Origin of the sequence: Thermoleptolyngbya oregonensis NK1-22, from assembly GCF_032705245.1 — a bacterium.
Taxonomy (GTDB): Bacteria; Cyanobacteriota; Cyanobacteriia; order Elainellales; family Elainellaceae; genus Thermoleptolyngbya; species Thermoleptolyngbya sichuanensis.
This window is the reverse complement of record NZ_CP053540.1, coordinates 4,863,906-4,879,554: the sequence shown is the minus strand read 5'-3', so window position 1 is coordinate 4,879,554 and position 15,649 is coordinate 4,863,906. Positions and strand designations below refer to the sequence as shown.

The 15,649-nt window shown below is 56.1% G+C and carries 13 protein-coding genes and 1 riboswitch; of the genes, 3 read left to right on the top strand and 10 right to left on the bottom strand.

What is annotated here, in order from left to right; all coding sequences use genetic code 11:
* Positions 1-635: 635 nt before the first annotated feature.
* On the top strand, positions 636-1,655 hold the full coding sequence (locus HNI00_RS20330) for a tetratricopeptide repeat protein (protein WP_316788959.1): 1,020 nt from the start codon (positions 636-638) through the stop codon (positions 1,653-1,655).
* A 120-nt stretch (positions 1,656-1,775) separates the two neighbouring features.
* Here HNI00_RS20330 and HNI00_RS20325 read toward each other — a convergent pair whose 3' ends face one another.
* Positions 1,776-3,503 (bottom strand): succinate dehydrogenase/fumarate reductase flavoprotein subunit, encoded by a 1,728-nt coding sequence (locus HNI00_RS20325; RefSeq protein WP_297078248.1) that lies wholly within the window; start codon positions 3,501-3,503, stop codon positions 1,776-1,778.
* Between the two features lie 131 nt (positions 3,504-3,634).
* Positions 3,635-3,943, bottom strand: a complete 309-nt coding sequence (locus HNI00_RS20320; protein WP_172358854.1) for a hypothetical protein — start codon at positions 3,941-3,943, stop codon at positions 3,635-3,637.
* Between the two features lie 338 nt (positions 3,944-4,281).
* Between HNI00_RS20320 and HNI00_RS20315 the strand changes: the two genes are divergently transcribed.
* Positions 4,282-5,139: a peptidoglycan-binding domain-containing protein gene (locus HNI00_RS20315; RefSeq protein ID WP_316788955.1), complete on the top strand. Its 858-nt coding sequence runs from the start codon at positions 4,282-4,284 to the stop codon at positions 5,137-5,139.
* Between the two features lie 179 nt (positions 5,140-5,318).
* On the opposite strand, the gene HNI00_RS20310 is transcribed toward HNI00_RS20315, so the two are convergent.
* The 7 genes from HNI00_RS20310 to HNI00_RS20280 form a co-directional block, all read right to left on the bottom strand.
* The gene (locus HNI00_RS20310; RefSeq protein WP_316788953.1) at positions 5,319-5,759 is read right to left on the bottom strand and encodes a DUF29 domain-containing protein; all 441 of its coding nucleotides are present in this window, start codon (positions 5,757-5,759) and stop codon (positions 5,319-5,321) included.
* Between the two features lie 92 nt (positions 5,760-5,851).
* A complete protein-coding gene (locus HNI00_RS20305; protein WP_316788951.1) occupies positions 5,852-7,258 on the bottom strand; it encodes a lysophospholipid acyltransferase family protein in 1,407 nt (468 codons plus the stop codon).
* A 124-nt stretch (positions 7,259-7,382) separates the two neighbouring features.
* Positions 7,383-7,661, bottom strand: coding sequence for a (2Fe-2S) ferredoxin domain-containing protein (locus HNI00_RS20300; RefSeq protein WP_316788948.1), 279 nt, complete (start codon positions 7,659-7,661; stop codon positions 7,383-7,385).
* 174 nt (positions 7,662-7,835) lie between these two features.
* Positions 7,836-9,338 carry a high affinity choline transporter 1 gene (locus HNI00_RS20295; protein WP_316788946.1) on the bottom strand — a complete coding sequence of 501 codons (1,503 nt, stop codon included), beginning with the start codon at positions 9,336-9,338 and terminating at the stop codon, positions 7,836-7,838.
* A 214-nt stretch (positions 9,339-9,552) separates the two neighbouring features.
* Entirely contained in the window at positions 9,553-10,335 is a 783-nt protein-coding gene (hypB, locus tag HNI00_RS20290) for a hydrogenase nickel incorporation protein HypB (protein ID WP_316788944.1), read from the bottom strand.
* 100 nt (positions 10,336-10,435) lie between these two features.
* The gene (gene hypA / locus HNI00_RS20285) at positions 10,436-10,816 is read right to left on the bottom strand and encodes a hydrogenase maturation nickel metallochaperone HypA (RefSeq protein ID WP_316788942.1); all 381 of its coding nucleotides are present in this window, start codon (positions 10,814-10,816) and stop codon (positions 10,436-10,438) included.
* A gap of 172 nt (positions 10,817-10,988) precedes the next feature.
* On the bottom strand, positions 10,989-12,173 hold the full coding sequence (locus HNI00_RS20280) for an agmatinase family protein (protein ID WP_316788940.1): 1,185 nt from the start codon (positions 12,171-12,173) through the stop codon (positions 10,989-10,991).
* Between the two features lie 99 nt (positions 12,174-12,272).
* A riboswitch (guanidine-I (ykkC/yxkD leader) is annotated at positions 12,273-12,418 on the bottom strand.
* A 280-nt stretch (positions 12,419-12,698) separates the two neighbouring features.
* On the opposite strand from HNI00_RS20280, the gene HNI00_RS20275 reads away from it, so the two are divergent.
* On the top strand, positions 12,699-13,760 hold the full coding sequence (locus HNI00_RS20275; protein WP_316788938.1) for a linear amide C-N hydrolase: 1,062 nt from the start codon (positions 12,699-12,701) through the stop codon (positions 13,758-13,760).
* 121 nt (positions 13,761-13,881) lie between these two features.
* On the opposite strand, the gene HNI00_RS20270 is transcribed toward HNI00_RS20275, so the two are convergent.
* Positions 13,882-15,456, bottom strand: a complete 1,575-nt coding sequence (locus tag HNI00_RS20270) for an FAD-dependent oxidoreductase (RefSeq protein ID WP_316788936.1) — start codon at positions 15,454-15,456, stop codon at positions 13,882-13,884.
* Between the last annotated feature and the right edge of the window lie 193 nt (positions 15,457-15,649).

Here is a 15,649-nt window from a genome sequence, read left to right as displayed (position 1 = left end):
GCCCAGAAGATGTGGGCAATGTGGCGATCGCCGCCAGCAATGGACTCCGGGCATGTATATTTAGCTACTAAAAAATATGGGGATGTACGCAGATGTGGCGGGAGCAATTGAGGAATTGGAAAACTATAGGCGGCATTTTTCAGGGCATCTACCGTAGGAGTTTGCACAATCTTCATGGCAAGCTGAAGATACCGAAAAGCTCAGCCCTCATACATTGACAATTTTGTGACGAATTTTGCTGCCCTCAAGAGCAGTTATTAAACCCTGGTTGAACTCTAGTTGAACTCTAGTTGAACCCCAGTTAAACCCCAGTTAAATCCTTAGTTAAACGCTGATCAAACTCTAGTTAAAGGCCGATGGGTTAAAGGCCGAGTTACACACAAACTTGTTGAACGCTGATTGATTTCCAAGCTCAATCGAGAGAGTGGAACGGGTAGATAAGCTGGTTAAAAAGCCAGAGATAATTCATTAGGTCTGCGGCTAGATTTTGATCTACGAGGTGATCGAGTCACTAGTAACTTGCAGCTAGGACTACAGATATATTTCATTGAAGAAGATTCCATCTGAATGGACGTTTGCATCTGCAATGATCCGACGGATTGGAAGATGGACTGAATCGGGAGGCGATCGCAGTCATGGCTGATTTTTTTGATTCCTATCGGGGAACCTTTGTCCCAGAAACCGAGCGAACCACGGACGTTCGCAACTCAAAGGCAGCGAGCTTCGGCAGTCGAAAAGCTGAGCTAGATCAACTGCTGGAAAAAGCGATTGAGCAATATCAAATTCGGGACTATCCATCAGCCCTGAAAACATTTCGGCATGTCCTCTTTGGCTATCGAGAAGTGCATGATTTGCAGGGCGAAGGCATGACCCTCAGCGGCATGGGTCTGACCTTTTATGCGCTGGGTCAATACCAAGAGGCGATCGCCCATTCCTATCAAGCGCTGGCAATGGCCCGTCAGACGATGGATCGGCGCACCGAGCGTCAGGCTTTGGGAAATTTGGGCAATGCCTATCGCCATTTGAACAACTTTGAAAAGGCCATTGAATATAAAGGGCAAACGCTAGTCGTGGCCCGCGAAATTCAAGACCGACGGGGCGAAATGGCGGCGCTCAACAACCTCGGTATGGTGTATAAGGCAATGGGGGATTGTGAACAGGCGATCGCCTATTACGAACAAAGCCTGCGTCTGGCGAAAGAACTGCATGATTTGCAGGTAGAGGGGCAGGTTTTGCGGAACTTGGGCAATGCCTACCACGCGCTAGAAAACGGTCAGAAAACGGTGGAGTGCTACGAGCAGCTTTTGGAAATTGCGCGGCAGCAGTCTGACCTGTCTACCGAAGGACAAATCCTCAAAAATTTGGCAAGCGCCTGCTATTCCCTGGGGGATTGCAACAAAGCCATTACCTATCATCAACTGCGGCTGGCGATCGCCCGAACCCTCCGCGACAGGCGCAATGAAGACCAGGCGCTAGAAAGCCTTGGCGTGATTTACGACGCAATGGGAGACTATGCCAAAGCAATCGAATGCTATGAACAACGGCTGGCGATCGCCCAATCTGCTCAAGATAAGGACTTGGAGCAGCAGCTATTAACCAGCCTGCGAAATGTATGCTATGCCGTTGGCGATTATGCCAGAGCTAATTCCTACTAGCTGAGCTTCGCTCGCCCAAAGGTACGGGTGCAAGGAGATGAAGGGCGATCGCCCAAAGGTGTCGGTGCTGGGAGATATGGGGCGATCGCTCTGCGTAAGTCTCAACGGTTAATATTTCCGCTAATATTTCCGCTCCTGGGGCTGGAACTGAGTGATGGTCACCGGGCGATAGCGTAGCTCAATGCCCGCAGGCGAGTAGTAAGCCATGGTGTGCTGAAGGAAGTTCACATCGTCGCGATCGGGGCAGTCTTCGCGGCAGTGCGACCCCCGGCTCTCTTTGCGGTTTAGTGCGCCCGTGAGGATGATTTCGCCCACAGTGAGCAGGCTTTGTAGCTCCAGAGCTTCGATTAGCTCGGTGTTCCACAGTTTACCTTTGTCGTCTAGGAAGATATTGCCCGCCTGCTGGCGAATCGTTTGCAGCTTTTGCAGCCCTGCTTGCATTACCTCTTCAGTACGAAACACGCCGCAGTGATCGGTCATGCAGTCCTGAAAGGCTTGCCGCACCGTGTTGATTCGGTGTTCGCCGCGCTGGTCGAGCAGGGTTTGGATACGCTGACGGGCTTCGCTGAGGTAGGGTGTCTCGTTCAGGTCGGGTAGCTTGCGGTTTTGCACATAGCGGGCGATCGCCGCCCCCGTCCGCCGCCCATACACCACGCACTCTAGCAGCGAGTTGCTGCCCAGGCGGTTTGCGCCATGCACCGACACGCAGGCCGTTTCTCCGGCGGCAAAAAAGCCTTCCACCAGCGTCTCGTCGCCGCTCCGCACCTGCCCGTCAGTGTTGGTGGGAATGCCGCCCATCGAATAATGCACCGTCGGGCGCACAGGGATCGGCTCATGCACCGCGTCTACGCCCAGCAGCCGATGAGCTTCTTCCCAGGCAAAGGGAATGCGGCTCATAATCTTTTCGCGGCCGAGGTGGCGCACGTCGAGATGGACGAAGGGGCCGCCCGCGCTGCCGTCTCGGTGGATGCCGCGTCCGGCCCGAATCTCTTTCACGATCGCCCGTGAGGTAATGTCTCGCGGAGCCAGTTCCATGCGGCTGGGGGCGTAGGTCTTCATGAAGCGATCGCCCTCCGAGTTCACCAGATAGGCCCCTTCGCCGCGCACCGCCTCCGAAATCAGCACCCCTACGCCATATACGCCCGTCGGGTGAAACTGCACAAACTCCATGTCTTCCAGGGGCAATCCAACGGCTGCCGTCATGGCCAGCCCGTCGCCCGTCGAGGCAAAGTCATTGGACGTGGTGTTATACACGCGCCCATAGCCCCCCGTGGCAAACATCACCGCCTTTGCCCGCACCACTTCCAGATGCCCATCGCGAATGCGGAACATCACCAGTCCTTTCGCCTGCTCTTCTTCCAAAATCAGGCGCATGACGTACCACTCGTCGTAGATGTGAACGCCGTAACGCCGCAGGTTGTTCACCAGCTCGTGCAGAATGGCGTGCCCGGTTTTGTCGGCGGCGTAGCAGGTGCGGTTGTGGGAATGGCCGCCAAAGGCTCGCTGGGCGATGCGTCCGTCAGGCAGGCGCGAAAATAGCACGCCCATGTGTTCCAGGTCGATCACCACGTCGGGCGCTTCGCGGGTGAGGATTTCCACTGCGTCCTGGTCGGCGAGATAGTCAGATCCCTTCACGGTGTCGAAGGCGTGGGCTTCCCAAGAATCTTCGCTATCGACATTTTTGAGCGAGGCCGCCATGCCGCCCTGGGCAGCGACCGAGTGGGAGCGAATCGGGTGCGTTTTGGCAATCACCGCCACGCTGAGGGATGGATTCATGCGGGCAATTTCGACAGCGGCGCGGCATCCGGCCAGTCCGCCGCCCACAATCACAACGTCGTGATCAATCATGCTAGTGTGCTGGGTCGGTGTTCTCCTGTTCTCTATGGTGGCGCAAAACAAAAGCTCCCCGCCGATTGGCAGGGAACTTCTTTAGAAAGTAGCGACAGAAAGCGGCGATTTTCTGAAGCAGCGGAGGGGAACTAGCTGAGGCTCTGGGCAGGGCGCTGGCCCGAAACGGTCACTTTTTTACTCGTGGTTTCTGTGGCAGGATCGACCGACGAAAACTCGATGTGGTTGAGCAGCGTCGTGACGAAGGCAAACAGCAGGAACGGCAGCGATAGCACCAGGATCAGCCCTACCGTCACCAGGGCAAACAGCGGGCGACTCGTGCCCATCAGCGCCAGCGCACTGGCCAGGCTGAGGAAAATGACCACCAGCCAGACCACCACTTGACCGTAAATATCTCCAAAGGACAGCGTGCAAGTGACGCGATATTTTTCCATGTTCATGACCGTTAACCCATTTAGCCTTGAGTGGTTGGCAAACCTGCATTGCGGCGGCTTTGGCGATCGCCCAGTGAGGCGCATCTCGCTTACCCAAAAGGCAACGCAAGTTGAAGCGCATAAAACTAATGGACTAAGCGTAAAGCGTGAGTTGAGCGATCGCCCGAAGTCCTCAATCTCTCTTAAGGTTTCTGCAACATCTGTTTAATGAGGGGTGGGGGATTGGGGGTTGGGTTGGAAATTTCTTTGGTGAGGTCTTGCTATCTGGGTGATATCAATTTAAGATATCATTAGTTTAGATATCAAAAAACGATATCTACCAAGTCGCATTTCTACCATTTCCCATGAAACTTCCAGCGCTCGGTTCGCTTGGTTCCGCTCAGGGCCGCGCCGTGTTAATTGCTCAAGCCTCGTCCTGCCTGTATGTGAAGGGCGATCGCTCTCTCGTAGCACCCGTTTTGCCCGCGTTCAAGCTTCGGAGTTCTGCACCCGCAATAGCTCGGCAGTTCCGCTCAAAAGCGACCCTCGTGAGCATGTTTGGTCTGATGGCTGCTCTGGGTTCAGGCTGTGGACCAGCACAGATTCTCAACCCGACTACAGACCCTAACCCTTCTCCGACAGCAGCTTTACGAGCTTCCGGTGGGCTAGTAATCCCGTCACCCGCTCCGACAGCCTCCAGCCCCCAAGACTCCATTACGCGGAAGCTGGGCGATCGCGGCTTCCGAGTGAGGCAGATTCAGCAACAGCTCATCCGAAGAGGATATCTGCGGGCGGATTACCCAATGGATCAGGGCGATCGCTATGGGAATCGCTATGACGAGGAAACTGCGGCTGCCGTTGTAGAGTTTCAAAAGCAGGTTGTAGGGCTGCCTGCAACGGGTGAAGCCACAGAAGCGACCCAAGTCATGCTGGATCTCATCCCTGTGCCACTGCTGTCGGATGGTCTGCCTTGGGGGCCAGTCAAGCCAGGAGACATCAAGCAAAGTGTAGGCACGCTGCAAGAGCGACTTACTCGCCTGGGCGATTTCACAGGATCGATCGATTGGAACTATGGCTCAACAACTGAGGCCGCCGTCCGAAACTTTCAGCTTGAGTGTCAGTGCGGTTTGGAGCCAGATGGAATTGCCAATCAAATCACCCGCAGTATGATACTAATTCGGCTGAAGCAGCAAGAGGAAACGCGGCAATCTTGCCAGCCCTAGCTCAGCACGAGTTCATCGGCTCGTCCGACACAGGTGCAAATCTCGGTTGTTTCATCAGCCAGGGGTTTGCAGTTTTCCTGATCGCACCAATCCGCTGAAAAGTGTGCATTGCAATGTTCTTTGTAATCACAGAACCGCTGCTGAAACTACAGATTCAAAAGATTCAAACTCTCATCAACTCAAGCCAAAAAATTTGGATCGAGTATTTGTTCAAGCGTGTAAGGACACTTGGCAGGAAATGTTTCTGCTGGCTTGTTCGTCTCTTTAACTGCCTCTCGACAAGCACGTCGGTAATATTTCCCCAGCCACTCTGGATCTTCAAGAAAACGTCGCAAACTGGGAGTATCTTCCAAACAATCTTGAATCTTGTCTCGGCAATTGGAAAGCGTATCCTCCCAGCTTTTGGTTTTGCGCTCAGGCTGATACTGACACTTCAGGAGGTGCATCAAAAGAATCTGCAAGTAGCTGCCAAGTTCTCTTTGTTCACTGCGGCCCAAGGCTTCTAATTCCTCTACCAAGTTTTCAACATCTAGCCCCGGCCAGTATCCTGCTCGCAAATACTCAGCTTGTTGTTGCGTCCATTCTAGAAAGTCTTCATTGTAAAGTGCTGCTTTTCTCATCAGCCGTTACTTCCTTAAGTAGCAACAAGTAGCAACTCGTCTAAATTCTAAACTGCCTCCGCAGTTTATAGACCGCCAGCAAGCTCACTGACTCACCGAATCAGGCTTTCCATCGCCGTTTGCAGGTCTTGGGTCAACTGTGTGACGGCTTCGCGGCGGTTGGCGCGATATTGCTCAGCGCGATCGCTCACCGAGAGGGGCGTGCCGACCGTCATCACCACGCGGCGCGGCCCCAGACGCAGGGGCGGTTTGGGTGCTTCGCCCTTGAGGCGGTTCACCATGTTTCGCAGCAACAGCAGCGTTTCGGCAAAGCGCTCGGCGGTGGGCTTTTCCATGACATAGCGGCCGGTGACGCTGACGAAATTTTCCACCAGGCGCATGTGCCAGATCCGCAGGTCAGCCTCTTCGGCAATGCGGTCGGCCAGTCCGCGCTCGGCGGGCGACAGCGCCTCCAGATTCAGGTCTTCGCGGAAGATGCGCTCCCATCCGGCTTGCTCCAAACGGCGACAGCGGTCGGTGAGGCTGCCTTTGGGGGCGATCGCAAAAAATTCTTCTGCCACCTTCAGCGCCGTGTCCAGCAGCGACTTCAGGCGGGCGGCTAGGCGGGCGTTGGGGTCGGCATCGGCCGGCAAGTCGGGCAACACGAGCGATCGCCCGTAATATTTGCTGTAATAATTTTCCATCTGCGTTAACAACGTTTCGCCCAGGTTTAATAGCCGCTGATAAAGCTGGGTCTGCTGCTCTAGCGTGGGTTCTGTGCCGTCTTGCAGGCCTAGATAGGCCGTCGGCGAAACGCTGGCCCGAATACCCGTGTCATATTCCAAATCCAGAAGGAGCTGTTCGAGCGATCGCCAGGGCGGCGTGATGTAGTGATACTGGATGCCCACGGGCAGCAGCGCTACGGTTTCTGTCCGCTTGGCTTTTTGCAAATCCTCCACACACCAAAAGCCAAACTGAGCAATTCCCGGCTCCAGCGGGCTAACGATTTCGTTGTGTCCATTCGTGCCGCCCTCCGGCGAGGCGGCCATCGGGAATTGACCATTCGCAAACAGATCGCGCACCGCCTTCAGGCTCACCAGATCTGCCTTGCCCCGCTTTACGGGCACACAGCCCATCTTGGGCAATAGCCAGCCGACAAACTTTCCTGCCCACAGCGGAATCCCCCGGTCATAGATAAAGTGGGCGTGAACTGGCTTTTGCAGCGACACGCCCAACTCTCGCGCCGCCTGGGGCACCGACCGCGACAGCAGCCACAGCAGCGAAAACGGGTCATCCGGCGTGGGATGCCGAAACGCCAGCAAAAATCGCGTCTTCCCCGCCTGAAACTGCTGAAACAACTCAACCAGTTGCTTAGTGTTTTCTACCTCCACATCGGCGATCGCCACTCGCAGCTTCATCCAGGACGGCAGCACCGCACACATCCCCCGATAAACCAGCGGGTCAAAATCGGGCGGAATAAACTCCAGCGGGGGTTGGACTTGGGTGATAGGGGAGGGCATTTGGGGAAGAGGGAAGAGGGAAGAACGAAGAACGAAGAGGGAAGAACGAAGAAGGAAGAACGAAAACTTCTGTTTTTCGTTTTTCGTTTTTCGTTCTTCGTTTTTCGTTTTTTCTTTTTCCCCTTTATACCCCACGCAGGCGCATCGCTTCGACGGGTCGCCCCAACTGGAGATGCTGATGGGCGATCGCCCCCACTTCTTCTGGCAGCACGCGCCAGTACCACACCTCGTCTGGCAACACCAGCACCATCGGCCCGTTGCCGCACTGCCCCAAACAGCCGCTCGCCACAACTTCTACCCCCTCGACCCCCTCTAAACTTGCCGCTCGAAATGCCGCCAGCACTTGCTGCGCTTTTGCCTTGCGACAGGCGCTGCTTTGGCAGACGAGGACTTGGTAGGACATGGGGATGGAGGGATGGAGTAATCGAGGGTTGGAATTGCTAGATTGCGTCCGAGACTCCCTCCATTATCCCAACCCGCCTATCCCAACCCGTCAACTCTCCACCCCCGTAGCACGCCTTTTTCCCTCTTCGTTCTTCGTTCTTCGTTTTTCCTTCTTCGTTCTTCGTTTTTTTCTCTACGACCGCTCAACAGGCTGCATCGCCTCCAAATCCACCACTTCGGGCGCTGCGCCGCGACTGCGCTGGGTCATCAGCGACACGATCACAAAGGCGGCTAGCCCCAGGAGCGGGCTGATCAGCGTGGGGAATCCGTCAAAGTCGGCGGTGAAGAGGGGGTTGGGAATGTAGAGCAACGTGTTGTCTGCGCCAAACATGGTGGGCATCAGCACAAAAAACAGCAGTCGCGCTGCCGTGCCTACCAAAATGCAGGCCATTGCGCCGTAGCGGGTCGCTTTGGGCCAATATAGCCCGCCCGCCAGCGGCACCAGCAGCCCCGCAAAGCCCAGGTCAAACGCCAGCAGCAGCAAGATACCTGTTTGGGGCACCAGCAGGGCAAAGATTACGCCCAGGATGGTGATGACCAGTGCCATCGTTCGGGTGAGCGCTAGCAGGCGATCGCCCCCGGCGTTGTGGTCGGTGTGGTGAACGCCCAGAATGTTGTGGGCAATTACCGACGAGGTTCCCAAAATTGCGCCATCGGCGGTGGAGAGAGACGCAGACAGAATCGCAGCGATGACTAGCAGGCTGAGCAGCGGCGGCACCACGTTTTTGAGGAGCGCCAGCAGGATGGGGCCGTCAGATTGGATGCCCAACCCAGAGAGGATGCTCGGTGCGCCCAACGCCATCATGGCAAAGGGAACGCCGATAACCACGGTTCCCAGAGAGCCGATGAGACAGGCCCGCTGCGCGGTTTCGGGGCTGTCGGCGGCAAACACCCGCGCCATAAAGTCGATCGCTACAATGTCGCCCAGCCCCAGCGCCAGCAGGGTAGCCCAGTTCACTGCGGCTCCCTGTCCGGGGTCTACCAACTGTCCCAGGGCCAGCGGCCCCATGCCTTCGGGCACGTTCAGCCCAAAACTACTGCTCATAAAGCCCAGCAGCGCCAAGGTTCCCAAGAAGGCGATCGCCACCTGAATTGCGTCCGTGTAGGCTACAGCAAACAGCCCGCCGCTAGCCGTGTAGGCAAAGACAATGGTGGCAATCAGCAGCACGCCTGCTGTGTAGCTCGTCCCCAAAAAGCCCTGAAACAGGAAGCCGCCCGCCACCAGGTTGCCCGCCAGCAAAAAGGCAAAGCTCAGCACCATGATCACCGAGGCGACGACCTCAACGCGCCGACCATACTTGACTCGATAGAAATCGGGCAGCGTGATCAGCTTCATGCGGTTCATCGGCTTGGCAAAAAACAGCGCCGTGAGAAATAGGCAGAGCGCCAGCCCCAGCGGTAGGGACGCGCCCGCCCAAAAGCCAAACTGAGACGAAAGGTCCATGTTGCCCATCGTGGCGTTTGAGTCCACAGACTGGGCCATGAGGGTCGCCGCCGCCAGGGGCAAGACGAGGCCTCGCCCTGCGACAAGGTAATTCACGCTGTCGCCTTTGATCTGCTTGGAAGCCCAAACGCCAACGCCTAAGGTTCCCAGGAGGAATACGATAATCCCCCAGAAAAAGATATGTTCTGCCATAATGAGTTGTTCCTGGTCGATAAGAGTGAACGGTTGACAGTGGATTAAGCTGTCATCGATTTGGTTTCGGTCGGTCTAGGAGCCAGTTGGGGCGGGGTTGTGTCTCTGGCCGGAGGTGGCCCCGCCTCTACTGCTGTCCTCTATGTGCGTCGATGCACGCCTGATGCAACACCCTCAATCAGGTTTCTGACTAAGTTTCTGACTGCAAAATCTGCTAGGGGGCGATCGCCATTGGAGAAGCGGCCGCAGGATAATGCGAAGGGTCTGACGAATGGTTTTGTGAGCGGTCTTGCGAAGGGTCTGATGAATCATTTGGGGATAGATCTGGTGAACCTAGATGCGATCGCACCCAGTCAAACCATGCCTCCAGCCCTGCCCCAGTTTTGGCGGAAACGGGTAAGATAGCCACTCGCGGATTGACCTGGCGCACGTTTGCCACCAGCTTTTCCAGATCCACCTCCAGATGCGGAGCCAAATCCATCTTGGTAATCAGCAGACAATCGGCTTCGCGGAACATGATGGGATATTTCAACGGCTTGTCTTCGCCCTCGGTTATGCTAAGCAGCGCGACCTTAGCGTGTTCTCCCACTTCAAATTCTGCTGGACACACCAGATTGCCCACGTTTTCCACCAGCACTAGGTCGAGCGTTGCCGGGTTGCACTGGTGTTCCAGCAGGTGAATGCCGCCCGCCACCATGCGCGAATCCAGGTGGCACGATCGCCCAGTATTGATCGCAACCACCGGAACCCCGTGCTGGCGCAGGCGGTCAGCGTCGAGTTCTGTGGTCATGTCGCCTTCAATCACGGCAATGTTGATTTGGGGCGCAAGTTGCTCCAGGGTGCGCTCCAGCAGGGCCGTCTTGCCCGCGCCGGGACTGCTCATCAGGTTCAGACAGGTGATGCCCCATTCGTCAAAATGGGCGCGGTTGTGGTCGGCTCCGGCCTGGTTGGCGTGGAGCAGGTTCATTTCAATCGCAGCGTCGTGGGTCAGGTGCATGGTGGTTCAACGGTGGGTATCGAGAGTGTGTCGAGTGGGTCAGTCGAGCGTTTTAGCCGAGTCATCCGCCGAGTGAGTAAAGGGCAAAATGCCGAGTTACTTACCGGAGGGTGGCCAAGTCGGCGCTGTGGGCGGCGGCGTATTCAATCCGGTCAATTTTGAGTTCTCGCCCAGAGCGGATGTCGTCCATAGGCGCGTGGCAAGTGGGGCAGGCATATTGCAGCCCAATCTCCGGCGCATACTCCTGCTGGCAGGTATGGCAAAAGGCAATCAGGGGCGTTTCCCGAATCGCTAGCTCTGCACCGTGCAGGAAGGTGTTTTGGGTCTGCACGTCAAAGGCAAACCGCAGGCTGGCGGGTTCGACGCAGGTAAATCGCCCAACGATCAGATGGATGCGCTGAATGGTGGGGCGATCGGGCTGCGATTCCCACCAGTCCTTGACCGTCAGGATGAGCGCTTTGGTCATGTCGGTTTCATGCATATCGGATTAATGGAGGAGTAAAGCGAGAACACTGCGTGGAACTGGAAACGGATAGCAATTGAGCGAGAGGGCGATCGCCCCATGACACGCTTCACGACAATAGAAGTAGACGTTAGAAATAGACGTTAAGCGCATCATTAAGCGCATCATTTCATGCACAGATTCTCCATTGCTACGACCACGCCTGATCCACCGCCATATTTGCTTCGGCGTGAATGTAGGCGGGTTTTTCCCGACGCGGCAGTTGCCCCGAAATCACCAGATGCGCCATCGTGTCGCAAATTACGCGAGTCGCCATCAGCGCCGTCATATCGCTGACATCGTAGGGGGGCGAAACTTCCACCACCTCCAGTCCGCAAATGGGCGCACGCTGGACGATCTTGCCCAGCAGGGCCAGTGCTTCTCGCGGCAGCAGCCCGCCCGGTTCTGGCCAGCCTGTGCCAGGGACAAAGCCCGCATCGATGCAGTCGATGTCGAAGCTGATCCAGACGCAATCAGTGCCATCGAGGGCCCGCTCTAGGGCAAATTCTGCGGCAGCGTCGATTCCCATTTCCGTAATGTCAGTCACCGTGAGGATGTTTGTCGCGCGATCGCGGCATACTTTCACCCCCTGGCGCGGCACCTGCCAGCCGCCGATGCCCAGTTGCACCAGGTTTTGGGCGGGGGCGTTTGCCATATTGGTCGCGTGAAACCAGGGGCAGGTGTGCATCCGCTCATCCAGGTCGGTTTCCTGCGTGTCCACATGGCGATCAAAGTGGATAATGCCGACCTTCTTATCTCCCAAATGCCGACACACACCGCGCACCGTGGGAAAGCCAATGGAGTGGTCGCCACCCAGCAGGATCGGGAAGGCTCCCGACGCAAATACATGGGCAACCCCTTTGGAAATTTGGTCAAACGACTTTTCGTTGTTGGCGGGGATGGTAAACACATCGCCCACATCGCACAGCGTAATTTGCTCCCGCAGGTCTACGCCCAGTTCAAAGTTATATGGCGTGTAGAGGGCAGAGATGCGGCGGATGCCCTGGGGGCCAAACCGCGTGCCAGGACGGTAGGTGGTGCCAGAGTCGTGGGGAATGCCAACGATCGCCACGTCATACTCCCCCACCTTCCGAACGTCTTCTAGATAGGGCGCTTTCAGAAAGGTATTGATGCCTGCATAGTGGGGCAGTTCACCGCGAGAGAAGGTGGGAATAGAGCGATCGCGGATGCTGTCCGCCGCTTCCAGCCCATACTCCAACCCCTTAGACACCTCCTGCTGCCAGCCCGTCAGCGGTAGCCTCGCCTCGCGCTCCAGCGCCCGCTGCGCCTCGAAGCTGAAAGAATTGGGAGCCTGAAAATTGGGTTCGTTCGTCATAACGCCTGTTCAATCCACTCGTTCAACCTGGATGCAACAATCAAATGCAACAATCAAATGCAACAACAAAGCCCAGGAGGCAGGCCGCACAAGGCAACCGTCTCCCGGGCTTTTATCCCGCCGTGGAACTGGCAGAGACCTCAGTGATGAAATGCTCTGAAACCAGCCTGCCTCTCTTGGACCAGTCGCTTACGCAGAGTGCCTAAATCAGCGCTCTGAAAGCCGGAACCCTAGAAGCTAAATTCTTTTGTTGAGTTAGCAGGAGACTAGCAAGCGCAATGGATAAGGGTTGTAGTTTCAGATACGATCTAGGTCGGACTTGTCATCGTTTGCTGATATTTAAATGCTGATACTTAAAGGGTTTAAGGACAGGGTTTAAGGGGACGGGGGAAGTCGCAAAGCGCTACAGACGGCCCTGAATGAACGTGCAGGCTTGCAGTCTGCTGATCTTGAAACGCAGGGGGCGATCGAGATAGGATGCGTCGCAAATGCTAAGATGCTCAGTTTGGTAACACCTAGCACACTATGAAACGTATCCCAAAGGCTCTGTTTGCTCTATTACTCTCCACAACGCTCTTCGTTGCAGCACCCGCCGAAGCCTGTACGCGGGCCGTCTATCAGGGCCCCGCAGGGCGTGTCCTCACCGGGCGCACTATGGACTGGAAGCTCGAAATTCTCAGCAATTTGTGGATTTTTCCACGGGGAATGGATCGCAACGGTGCGGCGGCCGGCCCCAACTCAATGCGGTGGACTTCTAAGTACGGCAGCCTGATCGTCAGTGGCTACAACATTGCTACCGTAGACGGCATGAACGAGCCGGGACTAGTGGTGAATGCCCAGTGGCTCGTTACGTCGAAATACCCAGAAAACGACGGCAGAACGCCGCGCCTTTCGCTATCCATCTGGCCGCAATATTTTCTAGATAACTTTGCCACTGTGGCCGAAGCGGTTGAGCATCTCCGCGCTAACCCGTTTCACGTAGGGGCAGGCGAAGTGCCCGGTCAACCAGGGCGACTGGCAACGATTCACCTGTCTCTGTCGGATGCAACGGGCGACAGTGCTATTTTGGAATGGGTAGATGGGGAATTGCAAATTCACCACAGCCGCGACTATCAGGTAATGACCAACGAGCCAGTGTTTGAGCAGCAGCTTGCTATCACATCCTATTGGCAACAGATAGACGGACTCAGCTTTTTGCCCGGAACCAGCCGCGCCACCGACCGCTTTGCCCGCGCCAGCTTTTATATCAATGCCATTCCCCAAACGGACGATCCGCGCATTGCCGCCGCGTCCGTATTCAGCGTCATGCGAAATGTGTCGGTTCCCTATGGCATCAGCATATCTGACCAGCCCAACCTATCTACCACGCGCTGGCGTGTCGTGGCGGATCACAAGGACAAGCTGTATTACTTTGAGTCGGCAATTTCGCCCAATGTGTTTTGGGTAGATTTGAAAAAGGTGGACTTTTCGCCCGCTTCTGGGGTCAGAACGCTGGATCTGGGCGACAGACAGCAGGTGATCTTCTCTGGTGAAGTCTCCAGTCAATTTGTGTCCGCAACACCGTTTGTGTTTCAACCGTCCGATTGATAGATGGATAGATAAGTTAGTTGGAGGCTACAAATGGATGACGTGCGGCATAGCATTCTTACACCGCACGTCGAAGTTTTTATATATCGCACTTCTTATCTGCTTCTTGCCTGCTTCTTATCTATCGAGTGCTGACCGTTTCGGTGGTAGCCACTGGGTAGACCTCCAGGTTTTCGACGGGCGGCCCGTGTAGCACTTCGCCTTGGCAGCTAAAGCGGCCGCCGTGGCAGGGGCAGTCCCAGCTTTTCTCAGCAGCGTTCCAGTTCACGATGCAGCCCAGGTGGGTGCAGACGGGCGATACGGCGTGGATTTGTCCGGATTCGTCTCGATAGGCGGCAAGCTGTTTGCCTTCGATGGTGATGAGCTTGCCCTCGCCCACGGCCACATCGTCAAAGGAGTGGTGCTGGAGCGCTTTGAGGCGATCGCCCACCCAGTGTATCCCCGTCTCCAGGTTGTTCTTGAGCGAGTCGGCGGTGACAAACGGCGTGGCCCGCAGCGAGTCGTAGAGATCGGCCCAAGGATTTTCGATGCCCAAAATCGTGTTGGCTAGCACTAGCCCAGCCGCCGTGCCGTTGGTCATCCCCCACAGGCTAAAGCCCGTTGCCAGGTAGAGGTGGTGGGTCATGGGCGTGAGCTTGCCAATGTAGGGCACTTTGTCAAAGGAGACGAAATCCTGACTCGACCAGCGATAGGCGATGTCTCGCACCCCGAAGCGCGATCGCGCGTATTCCTCCAGCCGCTCGAAGCGTTCCTCGGTGGCCTCATCGCTGCCCGTTTTGTGCCCCTCGCCGCCAATCAGCAGCAGTTGCCGATCCTGATAGGGCGTGGTGCGGATAGAACGATAGCCCTCGCCCGTGCCGATGAACATGCCCTGGGGAGCGCGATCGTCCTCAATTGGCGCAGCAATGATATACGACCGCTTGGCATAGGACTTGGCGAAGAATAGGCCCTGATCCAAAAACGGCAGGTTCGTCGTCACCAGCACGTCCTTGGCGTGAACCGTGCCCTGTGCGGTCACGATCTGGCAGGGTTCGCCCTCGTTGATTTCCAGAACGCGAGAATGCTCAAAGATATAGTTGCTGGGATTAGCGGCGATCGCCCTTGCCAGGTGCGCCAGATAGCGGCGCGGATGGAACTGGGCCTGGTTGCTAAAGGCAACGGCCCCGGCAATGGGAAAAGGTAGCGACGTTTCGGTGACGAAGCTGGCGGGTAGCCCTAGCGTTTGCGCCGCCTCAACCTCATCGCGGATGGACTGAAGCTGATCGGCAGACTCGGCAAAAGTGTATGCGGTCTGGCGGCTGAAGTCACAGTCAATCTGCTCTCGCTCTACGAGTTGCGCCACAAATTCCACGGCTGTCTGATTGGCCTCGGCATAGAGCCGCGCCTTCTCTTCGCCCAGATCTTTGAGCAACTGCGCGTAGATGAGTTGGTGTAGCGAGGTCACCTTGGCAGTTGTGTGTCCGCTCACCCCAGCGGCGATCGCCCCCGCTTCAAGCACGGCAACGGTTTTGCCCGACTTGGCAAGCTGGTAGGCGGCGGTGAGTCCAGCTATGCCCGCGCCGACAATGGCGACATCGACCGTAACGCCGTTAAAGGTTTCGCTGATTAGGTTGGGATAGGTGGAAACATCCTGGGTAGAGTCTATCCAGAAAGATTGGGTGGAACTCGGATTTTGTGCCATAGGAAGTCGTGTCATAGGGAAGTGCTTGATGGGGCGTTCTCAACGGTTAGCCAAGAAGGTCAGTCAAGATAAGATCAAGGAAATCAGTCCAAACACGGTTTCAGAAAATTTGGAAAACCGTAGCTTTACCCAAAGCCTATCGTCCAATGCCTGCGAGCGAGATCTCTCAGCAGATTGAGTCAGTGCGCTCCGAAAGGCAGACCTTTTC

Bases quoted from the DNA above. Each gene is read 5' to 3' on its own strand.
- HNI00_RS20330 (WP_316788959.1), top strand. From the start codon at position 636: ATGGCTGATTTTTTTGATTCCTATCGGGGAACCTTTGTCCCAGAAACC.
- HNI00_RS20325 (WP_297078248.1), bottom strand. From the start codon at position 3,503: ATGATTGATCACGACGTTGTGATTGTGGGCGGCGGACTGGCCGGATGC.
- HNI00_RS20320 (WP_172358854.1), bottom strand. From the start codon at position 3,943: ATGAACATGGAAAAATATCGCGTCACTTGCACGCTGTCCTTTGGAGAT.
- HNI00_RS20315 (WP_316788955.1), top strand. From the start codon at position 4,282: ATGAAACTTCCAGCGCTCGGTTCGCTTGGTTCCGCTCAGGGCCGCGCC.
- HNI00_RS20310 (WP_316788953.1), bottom strand. From the start codon at position 5,759: ATGAGAAAAGCAGCACTTTACAATGAAGACTTTCTAGAATGGACGCAA.
- HNI00_RS20305 (WP_316788951.1), bottom strand. From the start codon at position 7,258: ATGCCCTCCCCTATCACCCAAGTCCAACCCCCGCTGGAGTTTATTCCG.
- HNI00_RS20300 (WP_316788948.1), bottom strand. From the start codon at position 7,661: ATGTCCTACCAAGTCCTCGTCTGCCAAAGCAGCGCCTGTCGCAAGGCA.
- HNI00_RS20295 (WP_316788946.1), bottom strand. From the start codon at position 9,338: ATGGCAGAACATATCTTTTTCTGGGGGATTATCGTATTCCTCCTGGGA.
- hypB (WP_316788944.1), bottom strand. From the start codon at position 10,335: ATGCACCTGACCCACGACGCTGCGATTGAAATGAACCTGCTCCACGCC.
- hypA (WP_316788942.1), bottom strand. From the start codon at position 10,816: ATGCATGAAACCGACATGACCAAAGCGCTCATCCTGACGGTCAAGGAC.
- HNI00_RS20280 (WP_316788940.1), bottom strand. From the start codon at position 12,173: ATGACGAACGAACCCAATTTTCAGGCTCCCAATTCTTTCAGCTTCGAG.
- HNI00_RS20275 (WP_316788938.1), top strand. From the start codon at position 12,699: ATGAAACGTATCCCAAAGGCTCTGTTTGCTCTATTACTCTCCACAACG.
- HNI00_RS20270 (WP_316788936.1), bottom strand. From the start codon at position 15,456: ATGACACGACTTCCTATGGCACAAAATCCGAGTTCCACCCAATCTTTC.